Raw genomic sequence first — 23,436 nt, forward strand, 5'->3', positions numbered from 1 at the left:
GGCGCTACGCCTTAAAAGATGGCGCAAATGATAACCATTATCATTTTTAAGATCAATATTAATAACAAGAATTGTTTTGATTTAGGGAACTTTTTTAAGCCGGATTAACATCAATAGTCGGTCAATAAAAAAGCCCGCACAGAGCGGGCTTAGTCATACCAATGGCAGCTTTAGAAGCGGTAACGGAAACCGGCTTCAAAGGCGCGCTCAGGGCCAACATAAATGCCCTGACGCAGACCTGCGACATACTGCTTATCAGTCAGGTTCTTTACTGAGCCATACACAGTAAAGCCTTCAAAAGCAGTATATTGCGCCAATAAATCATAGACCGTATAAGCCGGTAATAAGCCACCCCAGATACCGCCAGCGGCGTTAGCCGGAATATCGATGCGGTTGCTTGGATCACCGAATTGCTCACCACGGTGGTGTGCGGTCAGGGCGACACTAAAAGCATCAGCGCTGTAGCTTAAGGCTACATTAGCCAGCACCTTAGGCGCATATGGCAGGCGGTTGCCAGCATTGACACCTGTTTTAAACTCAGAAGTCGGCACCCAGGTCGCATTGGTATCTAAGCGGAAACCAGCACCCAGATTATAACCAAACAGGAACTCCATACCGGTATGCTCGGTTTTACCTGCATTGGATTGTGACAGGTTGGGATCACTGTTACCGGTAACGACCTGATTGGCAAAGTCCATATAGAAAGCCGATACTTCGTAGTTAGCCGCACCCATTGTGCCACGTAAGCCCAGCTCATAGTTAACTGAACGTTCACCATCTAACTGCTGATCGGTTAAACCATCCAGTGCTACACCATTTGATGCTGGCGAGAAAGCACGATAGACACCACCATAAAGTTGTGCATTCGCGGTTAACTCGTAGGTTGCGCCTACGCCAGGTAGCAATTCGGTGTTAGAGGTCTTAGCACTATCGCCATTCTGCGTCAGGATGGTACGTTTTTGCTCATAAGACTCAACCCGTAAACCTGGGGTAACGGCAAAATCATCAGTCAGCTGAATACGGCTTTGCGCATAGCCGGCGACACTGTTAGCGGAATCGATAATATGGCGGTCATTGTTACCGGAGCGATCTGCGGCGCGCGTTGCCCGGATCCGGGTATCGTCAGCTTCTTCTTCCATCAGGCGCAGACCAAACTCGGTGGCGGCGGCATAGCCGAACAGTTGCTGATCAAAGCTTAACCGGCTTTCAATCCCCAGACGCTCAAAGCTGCGATTATTCCCGACGATATTATCGGTATAAACCCAACGCCCGGCGGCATTTGAAGCTGCGGTGTTGGCATCATAGCGCCAATAATCACGGGTTGTATTGCTCCAGTAAACCAAGGTATTTAACTTAGCATTATTATCAAATACATACTCATGGTTCAGATCAAAAGCTGTTCTATCGGTCAGATACCAGTCATCCGGTGCCGGGTTATTACGCTCACCGTTCAGATATTGCTGGAGGAAAATTCCACGGTAAGAAATATTGGCCTCATTTTCATGGTAGGCAAACTTAATACCGACTTTTTGCTTATCGCTAATGGCTAAACCGGCTTTAACCATCACATCGGACATATCGTAACCCTTGTCCATAAAGCCATCACTCTTGGCTTTAGTGGCCACCACGCCTAAGAAGGCATCTTCGGCCTGGTTTTTAGCACCGGCTTCCAGCGTCATTTCCCGCAGATTAAAAGAACCGGCACGGGCAGACAGCTGTACGCCATCGGTAGGGGTTTTGGTGATATAGTTCACCACGCCACCGATAGTCGAAGGGCCATAACGTAAAGAGGCCGAACCTTTTAACACTTCAACCGACTCCACCCGCTGAATACGGGTGTTAAAGTAGCGATCATTACCGATAAATAAGCCTGGTGCTACCGGTACGCCATCTTCCAGTAATAAGGATTTGGATTCACTGGCAGACAAGCCACGAATACCGAAATTCGCAACAATGGAGGTCTCTTCTTCACCTTTAATATTGATACCTGGTACCCGGCGCAAAACATCCTCTGTCGACAGTGGCTGCACCTGCTCAATCTGGGCGCGGTCGATCAGGATCACCGACCCGGTTTCATCAAAACGATGCAGCTGCTGATCACCCTTGACCCGGATCACCTCAATAGAGGGCATCACTTTTTCTGCACTACTTTCTGCGGCAGCTTCTTCCGCAGCTGCAGCCATGCTCACCACACCTAAAGATAGCGCCACGGCTAAAGCCACGGGCTGACGCTTAGTCGACAACATAAAACCTCACCTGGATAAATTAATGCTGTTTGAAATTGCCGCGCATCTTAGCAATTAATAACTCAAACAGCAATTATTATCATTTGGCTTTATGATTGTTTTACTGTCACTATTACTTTGTGGGTAGCCCGTACAGGGTTTCGGCCCGCTGCAGTAAAATCCAGCTGGTCAGTATGTACTTGTCACCGGATACCGGGATACAGCCGCGATGAGTGTGGGTAAAATAGGCCGGCGCTATTACCATGCGGCCAGCTTTCGGTTGAATACGCTGCTGCTGATAATAAAACTCGGTCTCGCCGCCTTCGGCTACATCATTCAGATAGAACATAAACAGCAAGCTGCGGTGCAACGGTTCATTGTCCGGCAGCTGGGGGTAAACCTCGCAATGCCAGTAGTTGTAGTTGCCCTTACCGGCGGCATATTTTTGCGCCTGAATAGGCCCCAGCCGGTACAGGGTACGCATAAAATCAAAGGTTTGTTGCTCACTAAACTGGCTGAAATTTTCATGGGTGACCGGCAAGGGGGCGCCACTGACCGGATCCTGGGTGGTGATGCCCACAGGCGCAATCAAGGCAAAATGGTACTTCTGAAAATACTGATGTGCATAGTGGGTGGTAACCTGAATAATCTGCTGTAACAAAGCCTGATACTCAGCATGCTCATTCAGATACAGATCGGTACTGATTTTTTTGCTGGTATCAACGCCTGCGCCGGTACGGCCGGTTTGCGTATGCGGGCTTTGCTCAAAGGTGCTAATCAGCTGTTGGCAAAGTGCCGGGCTTAACGCATTATCATACACTTCAATAAAATTGGTCATTACAAGGTCCTACTGATGTTTACCGAGGTTATCCAGCCCCGTTTTTCTGATACTGATGCCTTAGGGCATATTAATAACACGGTGTTTGCCGTCTGGTTTGAAAGCGCCCGCCAGCCGGTGTTCCGAATCTTTACCCCAGATCTGGACGTTAAAAAATGGGCTTTGATTATTGCCGGTATTCAACTGAATTACCATGCCCAGACCCATTATGGCGAGCCGGTAGAAATTCGAACCTGGATCAGTGAAGTGGGTAATCGCTCGTTTAAGGTGTATCAGGAAGCCTGGCAAAACGGCCAGAAAACGGTATCGGGCACTGCCGCCATGGTGAAATTTGATTATCAACAGCAACAGGCGGCGTTGTTAACCGAACAGGAACGCCAACAGCTAAGTGCCCACCCGCTTAACGCCGAAAACTAACCACTGAGCGAAAGCCGCTGGTATGCGTATTAACAACTGCTTAAGTTTAACCAAAACCACAGGGGATAAAATTTATGCAGCAAACACTGTTAACGCTGGCGCTGGGGCTTGGTATCACCGCCTCGCCGCTGGTACAGGCTTTCGATCGCATTACCGGTAAAGACTTTGCCAGCCGCTCCGAAGTGATCGCAACAGAAGCTATGGCGGCCACCAGCCACCCACTGGCAACCCAGATTGCATTGGATATTATGAAACAAGGCGGCAACGCAATTGATGCCGCCATTGCCGCCAATGCGGCCCTAGGTTTAATGGAGCCGACCGGTAATGGCATTGGTGGTGATCTCTATGCGATGATCTGGGATGCCAAAACCGGCAAGCTCTATGGGCTAAATGCCTCTGGCCGCTCGCCGCTGGGATTAAGTTATAACACCTTAAAGGCCGAGCTGGATAAACTGGGCCGCAGCGATTTACCACCCCATGGCATGCTGCCGATTAGCGTGCCCGGCACTATCGATGGCTGGTTTGAAATGCACCAGAAATTCGGCAAGCTGCCAATGCCACAGCTGCTACAACCCACTATCGATTACGCCGAAAAAGGTTTCCCGGTTACTGAACTAATCGCCTACTATTGGGATCGCAGTGTGCCAGTGTTAAGCCCACAACCCGGCGATTTTAAAGGCAGCTTTACCATTAATGGCAAGGCGCCAGCTAAGGGCCAGATTTTTAAGAACCCGGGCCTGGCGTACACGCTACGCACCGTCGCCAAAGACGGTCGTGATGCTTTTTACCGGGGCGAAATTACCCGCAAAATCGATAAATTTATGACGGAAAACGGTGGCTATCTGCGCTTTGCCGACTTTGCGAATCACCGTTCAGACTGGGTAGAGCCGGTGGGCGTCGACTATAAAGGTTATACCCTTTGGGAGCTGCCGCCAAACGGCCAGGGTATTGCTGCCTTACAAATGCTGCAAATACTCAAGAACTTTGATCTGGCCGCCCTCGGTTTTAACAGCCCGGAAAGCATCCACCTGATGGTGGAAGCAAAAAAACTGGCGTTTGAAGATCGCGCCAAGTTTTATGCCGATATGGACTTTTACAAAACACCAATCAGCAAACTGATTTCTGAGGAATACGGCCGCGAGCGCGCCAAGCTGATTAGCCAACGTGCCGCCCAGCGCGTCGATGCCGGCAACCCGCATCTGTATGAAGGCGATACCATCTATATGACCACCGCCGATAAAGACGGCAATATGGTGTCATTAATTCAGAGCAACTACCGTGGCATGGGCTCTGGCGTGGTGGTGCCAGGCTTAGGCTTTGTGTTCCAGGATCGTGGCCAGTTGTTCTCGATGGATAAAAATCACGCCAACGTCTATGAGCCTGGTAAGCGCGCTTTTAATACCATTATTCCGGCCTTTGTCACCAAGGACGGCAAGCCGCTGATCAGCTATGGCGTAATGGGCGGCGCCATGCAGCCGCAGGGCCATGTGCAAATTCTGGTCAATATGGTGGATTTTGGTATGAACCTGCAGGAAGCCGGTGATGCCGCCCGTTGGCAGCATCTGGGCAGCACTGAACCTACGGACGGCCAGGATGCCTATCTGAAAAACGGTGGCTATATTGAAGTGGAGCGTGGTATTCCGTTTGAAACGGTGCGTGAATTACAAAAACGTGGTCACGACGTACGTTATGGCTTAGGTGGCTATGGTGGCTATCAGGCGATTATGAAAGACCATGTCAATGGTGTTTGGATCGGCGCCTCCGAATCCCGTAAAGATGGTCAGGCCGCGGGTTACTAACGCCGGCACCTGCTGTGGTTTTCTGCAAATCAGGGCGGCTCATGGCCGCCCTTTTTTATCAGTTAAATCACCAATTCTACTCTGGCATCATGATGTTGGCGGATTTCGCAGACTGCCTGCTCCAGACAGCCGGCAAAGGGTTCCGCCGATGCCGGCTTTTGCTTGCGCAGTTCAATGCGCTCGGCCGCTTTCAGGTACCGCATCACTTCTTCCTTGCTACGCAGGATCAAGCGTGGCACCGCCACCGGCTTGCCGGTATCCGCGTCCTTGGCAATCATCGTAAAGTACGACGAGTTACAATGCTTTATCTGGCCGGTTTGAATATTCTGCGCTTCAACCCGGATCCCGACCACCATTGAGCTGGTACCGACATAGTTCACCGAAGCATTCAGTGTCACCAACTCCCCGACTTCGATCGGACTGAGAAAATCCACCCGATCTACCGACGCCGTGACACAGTATTTACCACTAAATTTAGAGCCACAGGCAAAGGCGATCTGGTCCATCAGCGATAGCAGATAGCCACCGTGGATCTTACCGCTAAAGTTGGAGTGGGAGGGTAACATCAACTGCGACAGCGTAATGTGAGAACAGGCAACGGTTTTATAGTCCAGGCTCATAACAGGCTCCTGCGCAGGTAGGGGTTAATTTAACTGTTGCGGTAATGGCTTATCCTGCACCAGAACCCAGGGTGAAATGACCACGGCCCACAGTTCGGCCTGTTGCTGATACCACTGCTGCGCTTGCTGTTCGCTGGTACGAACCACCTGAGCACTTTGCAGCCACTGCGCAACCTGCTGCTTATCATCGCGGCTAAATGCAAAGGCCACGTCAATTAAATCCAGCTCGGCGGCGACGCTAATCACACTGCCGGCGGCATAAAACTTTTGCAGCTCCAGCCAGCTGATCCGCGCTGTCTCGCTAACGATTTTTGCCCGGACCAGCGCCGGACTTTCCGCTTCTTCGGCCAGCCAGGCATCAGACGGAGTAGGTTTATTCATCTTTGTTTCTTCCTTCGCAGTGCCCTATTCCAGCTCATCACCCTGTTCGGCGACCTGCTGGGCACTGAGTTCATGTTTCTTCAGCAACTTATAAAAGTCGGTGCGATTGCGTCCCGCCAGTTCGGCGGCCCGGGTGACATTGCCTTCGGTCATTTGCAATACCCGGATCAGATACTGGCGTTCAAACTGGTCGCGCGCTTCGATTAGCGTCGGCCAATAACTGCTATTCTGCGATAACGCCTGCTCTACTAAGGACGCTGAAATCACCGGGCTCTGGGTTAAGGCGACACATTGTTCAATCACATTGACCAGTTGCCGCACATTACCCGGCCATTTTGCGGTAGCCAGCAGCTGCAGGGCATCATCGGAGAAGCGGGTCACCTTTACATGATGCCGCTCGGCACTTTGCTGCAACACATGGCGCGCCAATAGCGGGATATCTTCTGCCCGTTGCTCTAATGTGGGTAGCGGCAGATTTACCACATTTAACCGATAGTACAGGTCTTCGCGGAAACTGCCGTCGGCCATCGCCTGTTGTAAATCCCGGTGCGTGGCAGACAACACCCGCACATTGATCGGGATCGTTTTAGCACTGCCTACCGGCCGGATTTGCCGCTCCTGCAGCGCACGCAGTAATTTTACCTGTAAAGCTACCGGCATATCGCCAATTTCATCCAAAAACAGGGTACCACCATCTGCTTCGCGGAATAAACCAGCATGCTCAGTGACCGCGCCGGTAAAGGCCCCTTTACTGTGGCCAAACAGCTCAGACTCCAGCAAATGCTCAGGTAAGGCGCCGCAGTTAATCGCCACAAAAGGCTTAGCGGCCCGCGGGCTGGCATTGTGGATGGCTTTGGCCAGCAATTCCTTACCGGTACCACTGGCACCGGTAATCAGTACGCTGACATCCCGCTGTGCCACCCGATACGCTTGCTCCAGCACATTTTGCATCAGTGGGCTGCGGGTAATAATGGCCTCGCGCCATTGCTCCTGCTCCGGTAAGGATTGATTCAACGCGCGTTGTAATACTTCGCGCAGCTCAGCCGGGTTCAGAGGCTTGGTCAGAAAGCCAAACACGCCGCGCTGCGTGGCAGCGACCGCTTCCGGAATAGAGCCATGCGCCGTCATCAGGATCACCGGTACGCCTTTGTAGCGTTTAGCAATTTCATCAAACAGGCTCATACCATCCAGTCCTGGCATCCGTAGATCACTTAACACCACGTCAACGCTCTGCTTCGCCAGCAATGCTAAGGCAGTCTCAGCGCTGTCGGCGTTAATCACCTGATAGCCTTCGCCTTCCAGACGCAGGGTTAACAGCCGCAGTAAACTCGGATCATCATCGACCAACAATAAGCGAGGGTTATCCCGGGCCATTATTGCCTCCGTTATTTTCCACCGGTTGCTGGTTTAACTCGGCCTCGATTTGGGTCAGGGCATCAATTTTCTTCTGCAATTCCCGGTTGGTTTTTTGTAGCCGTTCTAACTGGTCCAGTTGCTGGGCATTTAAACGGGTAACGGCACTGACTGCCGATTCAGCTTCCAATAGCTTCTGATTATAGGTTAGCTCCCAGCTAAAGATAGCAGCCAAACGCGGCGGGAAACTCAGCAGCACCTCAGCCAATTGCGTTTGCACCTTAAAGCGGCTGACATAAGGCATATCCGGGTGCAGCGACAATAGCGCGAACTGGAATTGCGCTACCTCGTCCGGTTCCGTCAGTTGCAGTAAACGTTGGCGCTCAGCCTCCGGCTCAGCCAGAATGCTTTGTTTATAATCCAGCCAGGCTTGCAGCGTTGCCGGCTCATCAGTAAATTTTAGCAGATCAAGCAACTGCGGCTCTTCCTGCGGCGCTGGCTCTGGCTGCTCCGGCATCACTTCAAGCTGCGGTTCGGCTGGCGGCGGTGCCGGCGGCGGCGTAACCTGACAGGCTGATAACAGCGCCAGTGACGCTACCCAGACTAAATTTCTCATACCATTTTTTCTCCTGAAAGCGGCAACCTTACCCGGATACAGACATCGGCATAGACGACGTCAACAATATCCGCATGCCCGCCAAGCAAGCGGGCGCAGTCTGCCACAATGGACAGCCCCAACCCCGAACCTTGCACTGCATCAAAACGTGGGGTCGTGCCCCGCTGGAAAGGTTCAAATAATTTCTCACGCAGTGCCACTGGGATCGGGGTGCCATTATTGGCCACCTCCAATACCACGGATTCGTCCTGTCGGTATAATTTCACCCAAACCGGACTGCCTTCGGCGCCATAGGCCTGGGCGTTATTAATCAGATTATCCAGAATGCGCCGAAACAAGGTGGCATCAGTACAAAGTGAACTGAGCTGACAATCAAGCTTCACCTGTTGCTGGCGTTGCTGTAGCGATAACGCATGGTCACTAAAACACTCCTGCATCAGTTGCTGTGGCACCACCTGGCTCCAATTCGGCTGGGCTTGTTGTAGCAGGCGGTTATAGTCAAGGAGCTGCTCGGTTAACACGCTGAGCCGATCGGCACTGCCATTTAGCAGGCTAACGACCTCCTGCTGCTGCGCATTAAGCGGACCAACCAACTGCTCGGTTAACAGGGCGCAACCTTCGCGAATACTGGAAAGTGGCGTTTTTAGCTCGTGTGAAGCATGGCGCAGCAACACCAGCCGTAAGGCTTCTAATTGCTGCAGACGGGAACTCAGCCAGCGTAATTGTTCACCCAGCTCCGCCAGTTCACGCGGCCCGCGCAGTTTTTCGTCCGGAAACTGATGCTTGGGCTGCGCAATGGCCCGGATCATCCGGTCCAACTTCTGTACCGGCGCCGTGATCCGGCCGGAGGCCCATAACACCAATAATAAGGTGAGTAACACCAGAGCAAAGGTTTCCCAGGCCAGCTGTTGCTGGGTTTTCGCGACCTGCTGTTGCTGATTCTCCAATTGCCGCTCTAACAGATCCCAGATTTCTTTAGTGATTTGCTGTTGCTGGGTACGCACTTGCAGCAGTAAGGCTTCAGGTACTTCGCTGGTCGGTTCGATAAATTTTAATCTGAGGCTTTGCAAAGCATCGCGCTGACTTTGGCATAACGCCAATTCGGGTAAACTGCTACAGAGCTGAGCTAACAGCTGTAGCTGATTGTCGATATGGTTTAAAGCCAGCCGCTGCAGCGCCTCAGTGCGCACCACCGCATACTGGCGCACCGCCCGCTCGATATCGACCACCAGGCTTTGCATACTTTCTGCCTGGCGCACGGTAGACACCGCCTGCTCGGCCGAGGTAATAGCATAATTACTGACACCACTTAAGGATTTATTACTCTGCCACAATAAAACCCCGACCGGGATCAGGGCCAGAAAAAAGCTAAGTAGTACTAACTGTCGCAATGACGCCGTTTGAATGGAAAAGCGCATGGGCTCCACCCTCAGAGAATTCTGACTTTAGTTTACTGAAAATTCAGAGCCTTGTATTGCCGTTAGCCGCATAAATTAGCTGCTGCAGGTAAAAAAAAGGCCAGTACTAAGACTGGCCAAGGCAGATTCAGCTCGACAGCTGATCTATGGGATAGGTTACTGGGCTAACTCGGTGTTCATACCCTGAGCATAAACTGCTTGCGTAGCCTGAGTTGAATGCGCCAGTTGCTGCTGTTCCCAGGCCTGGACGCTGGCATTATTCAGGTCAACCCGACGCAGTAAGGTAAAAACGATAGCCATATTGGCAACTAAAAACAGCGTGATAAAACTTAAGAACATATCCATGGTACTTCTCCGGCTATGGGCTCCCGCAGTGGAGCAACTTTGCTGTCTCAGGAGAATCGCGTAAAAGTAATACTGCATTGCTTTTACGCTATTCCCCTGCAGCGTTACCATAGTTAATGCATGCTGCGTGCCAACATTTAATTTCAATTTAGATTCAAAAACTTAGGTGATTTCTGACAGGGTAATGCGGATAGGGGTGTCGCTAACTGTTGCTAATTAGCGACACTTAAAACGGGGTAAAAAAATTTCCATTTAAAATCAACAGCTTAAGCTGTATGCAAAAAGCGACACTACCGCAGACAGCAGAAATAGCTAGCAGCTAAATAAAGGCCAGCTAACAGTAAGCTTTTGATTTCAATCAAATAAAGCCATAGCGCTGGGCAACACGGTCAAAATACTCCAGGCACTGTTTAGCATACTGACGTTTCTCGACATAGCTGCCTGGGAAAAAGCTTTTCTTAAAGCCATAGGCCACCATATCTTTTAACCGTTTTAACGGCACGTCGAAGTTATCCAGCGCCAGCTGGTATTCCTTACTGACTGTGGTATTCGATACCAGGCGGTTATCGGTACAAATGACTGTAGCAATACGATGCTCCAGCATATCTTTAAACTTATGCTGGCGGATATCGGTAATCGCCGGGTTGGTTTGCAGGTTGCTGGTTAAACAGACTTCAATCGCAATACGCTTATCGGCGATATAAGAAGCCAGGTTATTGATATATTTTGTTTTATCGGAAATAGCCGGATCCTGAATCATCTCCGGTATAAACATTGAGTAGCCATGCCCCAGACGATCTGCATAGCACTCGGTAATGGCTTCAAACACACTCTCGGCACCGTAGGCTTCACCGGCATGCAGGGTTTTTAGCAAAAAGTGCTGGTGAGCGTATTCGTATACTTCTTTAAATTTACCGGCCGGATAGCCTGCTTCCTGCCCGGCTAAATCCAGACCAACAATTGGTATGCCTTCTTCATCACGCAGCCGGACACTGGCGCGCACCAGCTCCATCGCCGCCAGCTTAATCACATCCATTGGCGCAAAGTCACGCATTAATTGAAACAGGTTGGTGTAATAAGGTGAGAAACCTTTATTACCAAACATTCGCATCGCACAGTTAATAATGCCATAGTAGAACGGCGGCTTCTGACCGCTCAGCACTGCTTCAGTGGCATTATATTCCTGCATTGCCTGCTTTAGCCCGTTGTTAACTGCATGCATAATCTGGTCAAAATCAATACCACGCGTTAGGTCAATCAACAACTGCGGCGCGAAACGTACTTCAATATAGTTGACCCCTTCCGCCTGATTATCCAGTGCCAGCTCGTAAGCGGCCTGCTGCAGGTTTTCCGGGTCGCGTAACACGGCACAGGTATATTGGAAGCAATGCAGATACTCCCCCAGATTCTGATAGCGGTCTTTAAATACCAACTCTTTTAAACCACTGACGCTCTCTGACGGCAAGGTCACCTGACTGCGTTTCGCCATCTCGATTAAGCTGTCCAGACGCAAACTGCCATCCAGGTGTAAATGCAGATCGGATTTAGGCATCATTTTAATAAAATCGGCGGAGTAGCGGGCCATAGTCATTCCTCTGTTAACACAGCTATAGCATACCACAGACTCACCAGCGCAGCGGCTGAACCGATAACCGGACCAACTGAAAAATACCTGCTAACGCCCTTAGCAGATTGGATTAATTCGGCTTATGCTATCTACAGGAGCCCTCCTGTTCACCTTAGGTAATGCTATGCAGTTAAATACTATCTCTATCAAAAGCCGGTTAATTATTATCGCCACGCTAGCCATTGTCGCCCTGGCATTGATGCTAGTACTGATGCAGCATCAGGCGAAAGTGCTAAATAACCTGTCCGGTGCCAGCCGTTTAGTTGCCGAACTGAATAGCGAAATGCTACAGCTACGGCGTCATGAAAAAGACTTTTTACTGCGACAAGAACTGCGGTATTTAGAACGCCACCAGAATACCCAGCAGAGTCTGCAAACTAAGCTGAGTACATTACAAAGCTTGCTACAAACTCTTGGATTGGATGACAGTAAAAGCCAGCAGTTTGCCACCCAGGTGCGTGCCTATGTAGCAGAGTTCGCTGCTCTGGTGCAGGCGCAGCAGAAAATTGGCCTAACCGTAGACGAAGGTCTCATCGGCTCCATGCGCCAGGCTGCTCAACGCCTGGCACAACAAATTGATAATGAGCCAACATTAATGGTGCACTATCTGCAGTTACGGCGATTGGAGAAAGACTATCTGCTGCGTCGCGATAATAAATTTCTGGCAGAGCAACAGCCGTTTTTTGCCGCTTTAGAGGCCGCACCAGAATTCAATGCCAACACAATTTTGAACGAATACCGGCAAAGCTTAGCCGCGCTGGATAGTGCGATGGCAGAACGGGGCTATAACGAAAGCCAGGGCAATGAAGGCAAGATGCGGCGTGAAATTCAAGCCACCGAGGCATTGTTAAAGCAATTATCCGAAGAGCTGGATCTGGCGTTAACCGCTGCCAGCACCCAAATCAACCGGCTGAGCCTGGGTATTTTCGCCGTTATTCTGGTGCTGGTGGTGGTGCTGGTCAGCCTGATCGCCCGCAGCATTCATCGCCCTATCCAGCAGGCATCTGCTGATTTGGCCCGGATCCGCTCTGACAAAGATTTTACCCATCGCCTGGTGTTAAAAGGCAAAGATGAAATCAGCAATCTTGGCTCTGATATGAATGCGGTACTGTCTGATGTACAAGGCCTGATCCAAACCGTAAATCAATCGTTGACCACGCTGGACAAAGTGACTGATGAACTGGCTGCGGCTGCGCAAAGCACCAATCAGGTCATGCGTAGCCAGCAATTGGAAACCGATATGGTGGCCACGGCAGTGACAGAAATGGGCGCGACCATAGAGGAAATTGCCGCCAGTACCGAGAATACCGCCAATACCGCTGAAGCCAGCAACCAAAGCGCTCAGGCTGGCCAGCAGCAGGTAAATGACACAGTCAGTCATATCAAAGCCCTGGCCAGCCGGTTACAGCAAGCCAGTACCGCCACCGCCGAGCTGGAACGCGACAGCGTGAGCATAGGGTCAGTATTGGATGTGATCCGCGCCATTGCCGAGCAAACCAATTTACTGGCACTGAATGCGGCTATTGAAGCAGCCAGAGCCGGTGAACAAGGTCGCGGCTTTGCCGTGGTTGCTGATGAGGTCCGCACCTTAGCACAGCGCACCCAACAATCTACCCGGGAAATTGAGGGTATTATCCAGAGCTTACAGGGCAGAACCAAGGATATTGCCAAAGTGATGCTTCAGTGTCGTGATGATGGTATGCAAAGCGCCGAACAAGCCGGTTCAGCCAGCCAGCTGCTGCAACAAATCACCAGCGATATCACCCGCATTATGGATATGACGACCCAGATCGCCACTGCCATAGAAGAACAAAGTTCGGTAGCAGCAGAGGTAAACCGCAATGTGGTGAAAATCCGTGATATGTCAGAGGATACGCTGCGTAGCGCTGACAACAATAGCCAACTGAGTGAACAGGTGGCGAGGCAGGCTCGCGGTTTACGGGCTGAGGTGATTAAGTTCCGCGCTTAAACCCAGGCAGCCGATACACTCTGCAACATACGACAACGGATGTTTTAGACCGCAAAAATAACAAGGGCGCCAAATGGCGCCCTTTTCAACCTGACTAAGGCTTAAACTTTAAAGCGATTAACCAGTTCATTTAACTGAATCGCCAGGCGCGACAACTCAGTGGCACTGGCCGACGTTTGCTGTGAACCGGCAGAGGTCTGATTGGCCAGATCGCTAATCGTAATAATATTACGGTCAATTTCGCGTGCCACTTTAGATTGCTCTTCAGCAGCACTGGCAATCACATGGTTCTGATCACTGATGCTGGTAATATTCTCGGCAATCCGACTTAACGCAGCCGCGGCTTCTTCTGCCACATTTTGGGCATCACCGGCATTCTGACTAATCAGCCCCATGGCTCCCACCGCCTCACGCACTGAGCCTTGCACCTGCTGGATCATTTGCTCAATTTCACCGGTAGAGGTTTGGGTGCGGTGCGCCAAACTGCGCACCTCATCAGCAACCACGGCAAAACCGCGACCGGCATCGCCCGCCCGCGCTGCTTCAATAGCTGCATTCAGTGCCAGCAGGTTGGTTTGCTCGGCCACACTGCGAATCACTTCCAGCACCTGGTTAATCGACGATACTTTCTCGGCCAGTACGTTTATCACAGTAACGCTTTGCTGCACTTCGGTATTCATCTTACCGATCACAGCACGGGTTTGCGTAACCTTGTGACTGCCATCTTTTGCCAGATTAGCCGATTGCGCCGAGGCATCAGAGGTTTTCATCGCTGTCGCCGCAACTTCATCTACCGCTGAACTCATCTCAGTGATCGCAGTTGCGGCCTGCTGTACTTCATCATTTTGTTGCTGAATAGCCCGTGCGGACTCATCGGTTACGGCATTTAGCTCTTCAGCTGCCGAGGCCAACTGGCTGGCTGAGCTGGCAATATGGCCAATGGCATCACGCAGTTTTTGCTGCATTTGTTGTAAGGCTTCAGCCAGGCGGGTTAATTCATCGTCACCGTCTTTGTTGATACGCTGTGTCAGATCACCTTCCGCAATTTGCCGCGCAGAGGCGACCGCCTGCTCCAGCGGCTGATTGATACCGCGTGAAATCACCAGTGCAATCACTATAGCAACCGCCACTACTAACACTATTAGTACAATCACAATAATACGGGCGGCCTGATAAGCACTGACGGATTCGGTACGCGCGGTATTGGCGGCTTGCTGGTTGATACGGGTGAGATCGAGCAAATCCGTTGTCATCTGTGCCGTAATTGGGTTAATTTGCTGCAGCAAATCCAGCGCCATGCCGGTCTCATCCTGCTTCAGAAATTCGAGCGCTTCTTGCTGTAACTGCAAATATTGCTGTAATCTTTTTTCGAAGTCAGCAAAAACTTTTCTCTCTTCATCCAGATACATGTTAGCAGCAAATGCCTGCTCATTACGCCGTACCTCTGTCCGTAACTGCTCTACTTCGTTCAGTGTGGCACCTTCCTGCGTAATGTCGGTTGTTAACATTAAGCGTAAGGTTAAGACCCTCAGGCGGGTAACATTCAGATTTAAGTCCGCCAGGCTCATCAGTGACGGTAAGATATTGGTTTCGACCAAATTCGCCCGTTCACGAATCTGCGACATAGTATTCAGGTTATAAAGCCCCAACGCGGCCAGCATAAAAGCCAGCGCGCCAAAGGCTGCCAGTAAACGTTTTTGAATGGATATTGTTCTAAACATAGGTTAAACCTTGCGTTAAGTTAACGGCGTAACTAACTTGATCCGTAATGAATGTTTCGCGGGTGAGTTTCACTACTTTAGCAGTTCTATCAAGCCTTAACAGTCCTGTCGACAGAAAAGCCCAACTTTTTTTCTGAATCGTGCGCTCAACGCCCACTAAATTCTTTTAATTAGTTCGCAGTCATACCTGCAAATTATGTTGATCTGGATCAAGCAACAAGCGTATTATTGTTTCAGAAATTTCTGAAAGTTCAGTAATGAGGCGCTCATATGCAAATGACTCCAATGATTGAATCCTTTGTTTACCACTTTGGCGAAATGGGCAGCCGTTGGGGCTTTAACCGTACCGTTGGCCAAATTTACGCCCTGCTGGTGATTAGCGAGCAACCGCTCTGTGCCAATGAAATTGGTGAGCTGCTGGGGATTTCGCGCGGCAATGTCAGTATGGGGTTAAAAGAGTTGGGTAGCTGGCAGCTGGTGCAGGTTAGCCATAAACCCGGCGAGCGGCGCGAGTTTTACCATAGCCGCGGCAGTATCTGGGATATGGCCAACCGGGTATTTGAAGAGCGGCGCAAACGGGAAATGGATCCGACTTTAAGTTTATTACGCGACATTATGATGGACGAGGCCGCTAACCCGGAAGAAGCCTTTGCCCAAAAGCGTATCGCCGAAATTCACGATCTGCTGGAAAACATTACCGAATGGACGCAAAGCCTGCAGTCCTTGTCGCCAGAGAAGCTGAATACCTTAATGAAGTTAGGCTCTGGCGTTGGCAAGGTACTGGAGTTTACCGACAAGTTTTTAGGTAAAAAAGATCCGGCAAAAGAAGCCTAGCTGTTTTTGCCAGCTGTTGTTCTATTGTAGTGAGGTTGCCATGTTAGACACCCTGTTGCTGTCACGCATTCAGTTTGCGGCCAATATCAGTTTTCATATCCTGTTTCCAACCATTACCATCGCCCTGGGTTGGTTGCTGGTGTACTTTAAAATCCGCTTTGACCTGTCACAGCATCCGGTGTGGATGCGCGCCTACCGCTTTTGGGTCAAAGTCTTTGCGCTGACCTTTGCACTGGGCGTGGTCAGTGGCATTACCATGTCGTTCCAGTTTGGCACCAACTGGCCGGGCTTTATGGAAACCGTCGGTAATATTGCCGGCCCGTTACTGGCCTATGAGATTCTGACCGCCTTTTTCCTCGAAGCGACCATGCTGGGCATTATGCTGTTTGGCTTTAATAAGGTACCGCGCTGGCTGCATACGCTGGCCACCTTGCTGGTGGCAATAGGCACTACGCTGTCGGCATTCTGGATCCTGGTGCTCAATTCCTGGATGCAAACTCCGGTTGGCTTTGAAATGCGTGATGGCGTGGCGCATGCCACTGACTGGCTGGCGATTATTTTTAACCCCTCCTTCCCGTATCGCTTTACGCATATGCTGCTGGCATCAGCACTGACGGTCTGTTTTTTGGTGGCGGGCATTTCTGCTTACCGGCTATATCGCGGGGATAATAAAAAAGCACCGCGCCTGACATTAAAAACCGCCTTGTTCACCGCTGCAGTGCTGGCACCGACCCAGGCCTTTGTTGGCGACCTGCATGGTTTAAATACGCTGGAACATCAGCCGCAAAAGATCGCGGCGATGGAGGGGATCTGGCATACCCAGCAAGGCGCGCCACTGGTGCTGTTTGCGATCCCTGATGCTGAAACTCAAACTAACCGCTTTGCGCTGGAAGTTCCAAAACTGGCCAGTTTAATACTGACCCATGATTTAAACGGTGAGCTAAAAGGCATTAACGAATTTCCGGGCGCACACCCGCCGGTGGCCCCGGTATTCTACAGTTTCCGGGTAATGGTGGGTATCGGCGTATTAATGCTGGCCGTTGCCTGGTGGTGTAGCCTGCGGTTGTACCGAAAAGGCGAATTATCACCGCTGCAATATAAGGTATTAATCGGCATGTCGTTCTCTGGCTGGATCGCCACCCTGGCCGGTTGGTATGTGACCGAAATCGGCCGCCAGCCATATCTGGTATATGGTGTGCTAAAAACCAGTGACGCCGTGACCACTGTGGCCAGTGAGCAGGTAGCCTTAACGCTCATCATGTATCTGGCGCTTTATGTGGTGTTACTGCTGGCCTATATCAAAACCTTATTCTGGTTGGCAAAACGGGCGATTGAGGTTGAGGAATATGACTTGTCGTTGCCTGGCCTACCGGAACAGAAAGCCAAAGTCGCCAATGAAGGAGCCGAAGCATGAGCATACTGACTGCAGAAAATCTGGCACTGGTGTTCGCTGGCCTTACGGCGCTGGCGGTACTGCTGTATGCCATCCTGGATGGTTATGATTTGGGCGTGGGCATAACGCTGCCGATGCAGCAAGAACCCTGGCGCGATACCGCCATTGCCTCTATTGGTCCATTCTGGGATGCCAATGAAACCTGGCTGGTGCTGGCCGTCGGCTTGCTGCTGGTGGCTTTTCCGGCTGCACACAGCGCGATTTTGCATGCGCTGTATTTGCCCGCCGCCTTGTTGCTGATTGGCCTGATCTTACGCGGTGTCGCCTTTGATTTTCGCGCCAAAGTCAAACCGGAGCGGAAAATCCGCTGGGACTGGACCTTTAAATTTGGCTCCTTGCTGGCAACCTTTAGCCAGGGCTTTATGCTGGGTATCTATGTGATGGGTTTGCAATACAGCGTTGGCAGTGTCGTGTTCGCCAGCTTTAGCGGCCTCTGTGTTACCGCCGCCTATGCGATGATTGGCAATGCCTGGCTGATCGGCAAAACGACGGGCGATTTACAGCGCCATGCCATCCGGCAGTGTAAATTGGCCGGGGTTTGGACGCTGGCCGGTATTTTGGCTGTCAGCGCTATCAATCCGCTGGTAAATGCCAATGTGTATCAGGTTTGGACCGAGCCGCCACTGGCCTATTTATTTGCCGCCATTCCGCTGCTGTGTTTTGCGATGTTTGCGCTGGGTTATCTGGCTTTAAAACGGCTGCCGCTACCCGATGACCGCGGCGCCTGGTTGCCGTTCTTTATCTGTAAGGTGATCTTTGTCTGCAGCTTTGTCGGCTTAGCACTAAGCTTCTACCCCTTTGTGGTGCCGAACCAAATGACGCTCTATGAAGCGGCCAGCTCCAAAGAGTCACTGACCATTATTTTCTTCGGCGCTGTCGTGGTCATTCCGATTATCGCCGCCTATACCGCGGTCGCCTATTATGCGTTTCGCGGTAAGGCGGATGGTTTGAAGTATTACTAAACTTTAAACTGCGCCAGTTGTTGTTGCAGGGTAGTGGCCGCGCTATCCTGCTGCAGCCCTAACTGCCGTAACGCACTGGCAGAGCCCGCCGTGTCGGCAGCAGAGCTGGCAATCTGGGCAATATTTTTATTTACATCCTCACAAACCGCACTTTGTTGTTCAGTCGCGGTCGCAATTTGAAAGTTCATTTCACTAATCAGCGAAATCGATTCTTTTATTTGCGCCAAGGCCCCTTCCGCCTGGCGGGTCAATTTAACACTCTCCTGCACCCGCTCGGTACTGGTTTGCATCATCTGCGCGGCTTTGCGGCTCCCCTCCTGCAAAGTACCTAACATTACCCGGATATCGTCGGTTGCAACCCGGGTGCGCCCGGCCAGAGCTCTGACTTCATCAGCGACCACCGCAAAACCACGTCCCTGCTCACCCGCTCTGGCGGCTTCAATAGCCGCATTCAGCGCCAGCAGGTTAGTTTGCTCGGCAATGCCCTGGATCACAGCCAGAATACCGATAATCTCATTACTATTGCTTTCCAATTGTTGCATGGCTTCCCGGGCCTGCCCTGAACTGCTCTCAACATTGGAGACTGCCTGCACAGTTTGTAAAACCACTTGATTACCATTATCTGCCGCCTGATCCGCTTTTTGTACCGCCTCAGCCGCCTGTGCCGCACTACGCGCGACATCCTGTGCCGTGGCCGACATCTGCGTAATAGCGGTCACCACCTGCTCAATTAGCTGCTGCTGTTCCGATACTTGTTGATCCGTTTGTTGGCTGATGCTGTTGCCATCGGCTGCCAATTGGCGCACCTGCTTACCCACCGTGACCAGTTCGCTGATCATCCTTTGCAGCCGGGTAATAAAGCTATTAACGTAGGAAGCCAGTTCACCCACTTCATCCTGGCGGCTGATTTGCAGCCGCTGCGTCAGATCGCCCTCGCCTTCGGCAATGGCGGCAACCATCTTAGTCATGCCTTTTACCGGCGCAATACTGCTGCTGGATACTAACCAGATAATGCCGACACCTGCAGCGGCCAGGATCAGACCAACGACAATTAGCACCCGGGTAAACTGCGCGCCGGCATCAGCCAGCATTTGCTGCTGTGTTGCTACCTCGGCTAAGACTACCGCTGCCGGCAAGGCGATATAGAGCACCCAGGGTTGCGGATCCTGGTCGACCAGGAAGGGCGCCACTATGATAAAGCTTTCGCTGTTGTAATTAGTGCTCACCTGCTTGCTGGACATCGTGGCCCGGATTTGCTGTTGCTCCTGGCTACTAAGGGCGTTGATATTCTTGCCAACCAGCTCGCTTTTGCTGCTATGGCCGGCGACAGTGCCAGACGGACTCAGCAGTATCGCAGCGCCCTGCCCCTGATATAAGCGGGCTGCCGTTTCCTGAGTCAGCTGCTGGATAAAAGCGGCCGACATATCAAAACCCGTCACGCCAACCAACTGACCATTTACCAGAATGGGCGCCGATAAGCTGGCCAACAATACCTCTTTGCCATCTACCGGGTAAAGGTAGGGCCCAACCACACAACGACGCAGGCTCTCTTTCGAGCAAAGGTAATAATCACCGGCACGCAGGCCATTTTCATCGCGGCTCTGATCTTCCAGCCCCTCCAGCGTGTCTAACACTAACTGACTGCCGGAGCGTGCCAGATAAGGTTGAAAGCGGCCACGGCTATCCTGCGCCAGCTGGCCCTGAAAATCACTATCCTTGCCATCCAGTGCATTGGGCTCGAATGCAATATATTTGCCTAGATAGTCAGTGCTGCTTTGCAGCACATCACGCTGCAGCGCCAACAATAACGGTCTTTTATCAACCGTGTCAGTTTGCGCTACGCGGCTGATTACCGCGGCTGAAGTTGCGGCAGCCCGCAGCGCCTGCTCAAAGCGGCTGGCAACCCGTTGCGATTCCTGTGCCGAGATCGCTCTGAGATAGCTGTCGGCCTGCGCTTTCAGTGTTTGCTCACTTTGCTCCGCGAGTTGCCCGCTGATCCGGGAAAATTGCCATAAGCCTACGCCAGCACACACCAAGATAGTGATAACCAGGCAAATACCTGCCCAAAACGCAAAGCGCTGTTGAATCGTTAGTTGGAGCATCTCACATCCTTACTGCCTTACGGCTGAATATTAAACGACAGAATGCTATCCATGTACCCGGGTAGGTTAAGCATCAAGTTGGCAGGTGGGCCACTTAATTTATTGTTATATATGGTTAGGTAATATAAGCCGACAGGGGCCAAATGCTGTTATTCGGCCATATAGCAGGCTGTCGCTAACCTTGAGCAAGTATTGACGAGATTGCCAGGCTTTGCCAACCTGACGCAAAGTTTTAGTGCCGCTAAGGAGCACCTTACGACGAAATGCATGGTAGTTTTCAATAGGGTATAGCTAACACCCAATACCTCCCGGAATTGCGTGAAATGAAGTATTACTGCGGCAGGAGTCAGTTACTTTTTGAAATCGCAGATCGCGTCTCCGGTACGCCAGCATACCGGAGACGGGACGCGGTGCGGCTTAGCGTCAGCTTTGGCGTAAGAACGCAAAAAGCCGCTGTTAAAAGCGGCTTTTTTTGGAATTTGGAGCGAGTTACGAGGTTCGAACTCGTGACCTCGACCTTGGCAAGGTCGCGCTCTACCAGCTGAGCTAAACTCGCATTGTGTGACACATCTTCTCCACATCGCAATCTGGTATTGCGTGTGGTTCTGGCCGAAAGCTGATCTGAGAACAGTAGCTTTAAATGGTGCCCGGGGCCGGACTTGAACCGGCACGGGGTTTCCCCCGAGGGATTTTAAATCCCTTGTGTCTACCGATTTCACCACCCGGGCATACTGTGCGTGGGCACCGACAGAACGGCGCGCATCTTAATTAAGGCCGCGCCATTATGCAAGTTATTTCTGTGGGTTATCCGTTAGCATTATTTTGGCGTCTGGCTTCTCACGCAGAATTTTATCCAGATAGCCCATGCCAAAGGCCGATACCACAAAGGTAATGTGGATTAGCAAGTACCACATAATTTTATCATTCTCAATTTGCTCGGTATTCATAAACACCTTCAACAGGTGGATAGACGAGATAGCAACAATAGAGGCGGCGACCTTATTTTTTAACGAATTGGAGTCGAGCTTACCCAGCCAGCCCAACTTATCGTCGTGACCATGTAAGTCTAAACGCGAGACAAAGTTTTCATAGCCGGAAAACATCACCATCACAATCAGGCCGCCAACCAGGGCGATATCGATCAGGCTTAATGTAATCAGAATTAACTCCACTTCTTTCATACTAAAAATCAGCGGAATAAAGTGAAACACTTCCTGAAAAAATTTAATACCCAGCGCCAGCAGGCACAGACTTAAGCCAAGGTAAATTGGCGCCATAATCCAGCGCGTGGCATACATTAAACGTTCAAAATAACGTTCCATAACGATTCCTGTTAAAACTTCTTGCGTAATAATGGGGGCGCGCCGCCTGCCTTCAAGCCCGACGCGGCCGCGTTTTTACTCTGTTACCAGTCTAATGAAGATGGCAGTTTCGGCGTCGATAATAAGCTAATAAAACGCTGCCAACGCTCATCTTCGCTGCTGGTCTGCTCAACATACTGTTTCACCAAATCTTTGCCCCAGTTGTAGTTAATTACATAGGCGCCGTAACTTCTGACAAAACGCAGCCGCTGCCGCGCTTCGGCCTCGCTTTGCAGCAAATATTGCTGCTGTAGCGCAACAAATTGCTCTTCGTCAATCTCGCCATTTAGCAATAAGCGGGCGGTTTCATTACCGGCATAGCTAAGCCGCGCCATCAGTTTTAAAAAGCGGTCGTAGCTTGCGGCCTGCGATGGATCCAGCCCGGCCAACGGGTACAGGACGTCGCGTTCAAACGCCAGTTTTTGCTCACCGGGAAAGGCGATATCAATACCATAGTTGGCGGTGCCTTCCGCGATTAACGACTGCGGGCTGAAAAGCGCATAAACACTAAACTCGACCCAGTTGCGCTGTTGTTTAAGCTCGGTTTCCAGTAGCGCATTATAGGTGTGATGGCCGGGGTAGCCCTCGTGACAGCCCAGATCGACGGCGCGGGAGATATCAATCGGCCGCTCGGTATTAATCTGGATCAGGCTATAAGCCTTGCCCTGATACCAGTTATAGCCGCTCCAGGGTTTATCGGTAACAAACTCCAGCGTAAAATTCTCCTGCGCCGGCAGGCTGATGCGCTGCAGCGTGCGGTCGCGGCATTCCGCGATCGCACGTTCAAACACCAGCTGCAATTTATCCGCCGGAATAACAAAATTTTTGCGATAGGCTACTACCCGCTCGGTCAGGCTGCCCTCGCCGGGTACCAGTTGATCCAGCTCAGCCAGCACAGGGGCAAAGCTGCTAAGGTCCTGTTGCGGTGGCTGGGTATCGTAGAGTTCGCTAGCTTGTTGTTCAAAGCTGGCCGCAGTGCCGTTTTGCAGCGTATCGGCATGGCTAATCAGCGCCGTTAGTTGTCGCTGTAAATAATGCAGCCGCAACTTTAACATCGCATCGGTTTCGCTATGCGCCTGTAACGCATCGCGCAGCAACTGAGCTTCAGCAAGTAGCTCTGGCAGGGGTTGCGGCTGCTGTTTTACTGCCTCGGCCCATTCAGCCGGGCCATAATAGGCATCCACATAGTTACTATCATATTGGCCGAGCGCCAGCACCAGTTTCACATAGTGCTCGGCGGCTTCATCCAACACGGCAACACTGACCGCCGCGGCCGGCTCACTGTTTAAAGGTGCGGCGGGTTTATCACAGGCCGTCAGCAACAGGGTGCTGCACAACAACGCTGTTAAAGGTTTGAATAGGGTTTTCATTCGCAATCCTGCAATGGGAAGAATG

19 protein-coding genes and 2 tRNA genes are annotated in these 23,436 nt (G+C 51.3%); 6 read left to right on the plus strand and 15 right to left on the minus strand.

Annotated features, from left to right (window positions below; genetic code table 11):
* Nucleotides 1-170: 170 nt before the first annotated feature.
* A complete protein-coding gene (locus H1D31_RS15270) occupies nt 171-2,246 on the minus strand; it encodes a TonB-dependent receptor family protein (RefSeq protein ID WP_261259679.1) in 2,076 nt (691 codons plus the stop codon).
* A gap of 112 nt (nt 2,247-2,358) precedes the next feature.
* Nucleotides 2,359-3,063: a 2OG-Fe(II) oxygenase gene (locus tag H1D31_RS15275; protein ID WP_065956024.1), complete on the minus strand. Its 705-nt coding sequence runs from the start codon at nt 3,061-3,063 to the stop codon at nt 2,359-2,361.
* A 15-nt stretch (nt 3,064-3,078) separates the two neighbouring features.
* Between H1D31_RS15275 and H1D31_RS15280 the strand changes: the two genes are divergently transcribed.
* The gene (locus H1D31_RS15280; protein ID WP_261259681.1) at nt 3,079-3,480 is read left to right on the plus strand and encodes an acyl-CoA thioesterase; all 402 of its coding nucleotides are present in this window, start codon (nt 3,079-3,081) and stop codon (nt 3,478-3,480) included.
* A 74-nt stretch (nt 3,481-3,554) separates the two neighbouring features.
* The gene (ggt, locus tag H1D31_RS15285; protein ID WP_261259682.1) at nt 3,555-5,279 is read left to right on the plus strand and encodes a gamma-glutamyltransferase; all 1,725 of its coding nucleotides are present in this window, start codon (nt 3,555-3,557) and stop codon (nt 5,277-5,279) included.
* 62 nt (nt 5,280-5,341) lie between these two features.
* Here the strand turns inward: ggt and H1D31_RS15290 are convergent, their stop codons facing one another.
* The 7 genes from H1D31_RS15290 to H1D31_RS15320 all read right to left on the minus strand — a co-directional run bounded on the left by H1D31_RS15290 (nt 5,342) and on the right by H1D31_RS15320 (nt 11,597).
* The gene (locus H1D31_RS15290; protein WP_008950338.1) at nt 5,342-5,899 is read right to left on the minus strand and encodes an acyl-CoA thioesterase; all 558 of its coding nucleotides are present in this window, start codon (nt 5,897-5,899) and stop codon (nt 5,342-5,344) included.
* Between the two features lie 24 nt (nt 5,900-5,923).
* Nucleotides 5,924-6,280, minus strand: a complete 357-nt coding sequence (locus H1D31_RS15295; protein ID WP_261259683.1) for a DUF2288 domain-containing protein — start codon at nt 6,278-6,280, stop codon at nt 5,924-5,926.
* A gap of 24 nt (nt 6,281-6,304) precedes the next feature.
* Nucleotides 6,305-7,654, minus strand: a complete 1,350-nt coding sequence (locus H1D31_RS15300) for a sigma 54-interacting transcriptional regulator (protein ID WP_261259684.1) — start codon at nt 7,652-7,654, stop codon at nt 6,305-6,307.
* The gene (locus tag H1D31_RS15305) at nt 7,641-8,249 is read right to left on the minus strand and encodes a hypothetical protein (RefSeq protein ID WP_261259686.1); all 609 of its coding nucleotides are present in this window, start codon (nt 8,247-8,249) and stop codon (nt 7,641-7,643) included. The genes H1D31_RS15300 and H1D31_RS15305 overlap by 14 nt, the downstream gene beginning before the upstream one ends.
* A complete protein-coding gene (locus tag H1D31_RS15310) occupies nt 8,246-9,667 on the minus strand; it encodes a sensor histidine kinase (RefSeq protein ID WP_261259688.1) in 1,422 nt (473 codons plus the stop codon). Before H1D31_RS15310 ends, H1D31_RS15305 begins: the two co-directional genes overlap by 4 nt.
* A gap of 156 nt (nt 9,668-9,823) precedes the next feature.
* Complete coding sequence (locus tag H1D31_RS15315; protein ID WP_008606601.1) at nt 9,824-10,012, minus strand: hypothetical protein; 189 nt, start codon at nt 10,010-10,012, stop codon at nt 9,824-9,826.
* 358 nt (nt 10,013-10,370) lie between these two features.
* Nucleotides 10,371-11,597 carry an adenosine deaminase family protein gene (locus H1D31_RS15320; protein ID WP_261259690.1) on the minus strand — a complete coding sequence of 409 codons (1,227 nt, stop codon included), beginning with the start codon at nt 11,595-11,597 and terminating at the stop codon, nt 10,371-10,373.
* Between the two features lie 166 nt (nt 11,598-11,763).
* Here H1D31_RS15320 and H1D31_RS15325 point away from each other — a divergent pair, with 166 nt between their 5' ends.
* Nucleotides 11,764-13,608, plus strand: a complete 1,845-nt coding sequence (locus tag H1D31_RS15325; protein WP_261259691.1) for a methyl-accepting chemotaxis protein — start codon at nt 11,764-11,766, stop codon at nt 13,606-13,608.
* A gap of 101 nt (nt 13,609-13,709) precedes the next feature.
* Here the strand turns inward: H1D31_RS15325 and H1D31_RS15330 are convergent, their stop codons facing one another.
* Nucleotides 13,710-15,329, minus strand: coding sequence for a methyl-accepting chemotaxis protein (locus H1D31_RS15330; protein ID WP_261259692.1), 1,620 nt, complete (start codon nt 15,327-15,329; stop codon nt 13,710-13,712).
* Between the two features lie 270 nt (nt 15,330-15,599).
* Between H1D31_RS15330 and H1D31_RS15335 the strand changes: the two genes are divergently transcribed.
* The 3 genes from H1D31_RS15335 to H1D31_RS15345 are packed head-to-tail and all read left to right on the plus strand — an operon-like array spanning nt 15,600 to nt 18,578.
* Entirely contained in the window at nt 15,600-16,163 is a 564-nt protein-coding gene (locus H1D31_RS15335; protein WP_008950343.1) for a GbsR/MarR family transcriptional regulator, read from the plus strand.
* A 40-nt stretch (nt 16,164-16,203) separates the two neighbouring features.
* Nucleotides 16,204-17,577: a cytochrome ubiquinol oxidase subunit I gene (locus H1D31_RS15340; protein ID WP_261259694.1), complete on the plus strand. Its 1,374-nt coding sequence runs from the start codon at nt 16,204-16,206 to the stop codon at nt 17,575-17,577.
* Nucleotides 17,574-18,578, plus strand: coding sequence for a cytochrome d ubiquinol oxidase subunit II (locus tag H1D31_RS15345; protein ID WP_261259695.1), 1,005 nt, complete (start codon nt 17,574-17,576; stop codon nt 18,576-18,578). Before H1D31_RS15340 ends, H1D31_RS15345 begins: the two co-directional genes overlap by 4 nt.
* Here the strand turns inward: H1D31_RS15345 and H1D31_RS15350 are convergent.
* The 5 genes from H1D31_RS15350 to H1D31_RS15370 all read right to left on the minus strand — a co-directional run bounded on the left by H1D31_RS15350 (nt 18,575) and on the right by H1D31_RS15370 (nt 23,411).
* Nucleotides 18,575-20,680 carry a methyl-accepting chemotaxis protein gene (locus H1D31_RS15350; RefSeq protein ID WP_261259696.1) on the minus strand — a complete coding sequence of 702 codons (2,106 nt, stop codon included), beginning with the start codon at nt 20,678-20,680 and terminating at the stop codon, nt 18,575-18,577. The two genes, H1D31_RS15345 and H1D31_RS15350, sit on opposite strands and share 4 nt — an antisense overlap.
* Before the next feature lie 480 nt (nt 20,681-21,160).
* Nucleotides 21,161-21,236: transfer RNA gene (locus H1D31_RS15355), tRNA-Gly, on the minus strand.
* Nucleotides 21,237-21,321: 85 nt separating this feature from the next.
* Nucleotides 21,322-21,408, minus strand: a tRNA-Leu gene (locus H1D31_RS15360).
* A gap of 63 nt (nt 21,409-21,471) precedes the next feature.
* Complete coding sequence (locus H1D31_RS15365; protein ID WP_261259698.1) at nt 21,472-22,002, minus strand: TIGR00645 family protein; 531 nt, start codon at nt 22,000-22,002, stop codon at nt 21,472-21,474.
* An 83-nt stretch (nt 22,003-22,085) separates the two neighbouring features.
* Nucleotides 22,086-23,411, minus strand: a complete 1,326-nt coding sequence (locus tag H1D31_RS15370) for a hypothetical protein (RefSeq protein ID WP_261259699.1) — start codon at nt 23,409-23,411, stop codon at nt 22,086-22,088.
* Nucleotides 23,412-23,436 lie beyond the last annotated feature (25 nt).

The sequence above is a fragment of the Alishewanella sp. BS5-314 genome, assembly GCF_025377695.1.
In the GTDB taxonomy this organism is placed as follows: Bacteria; Pseudomonadota; Gammaproteobacteria; order Enterobacterales; family Alteromonadaceae; genus Alishewanella; species Alishewanella aestuarii.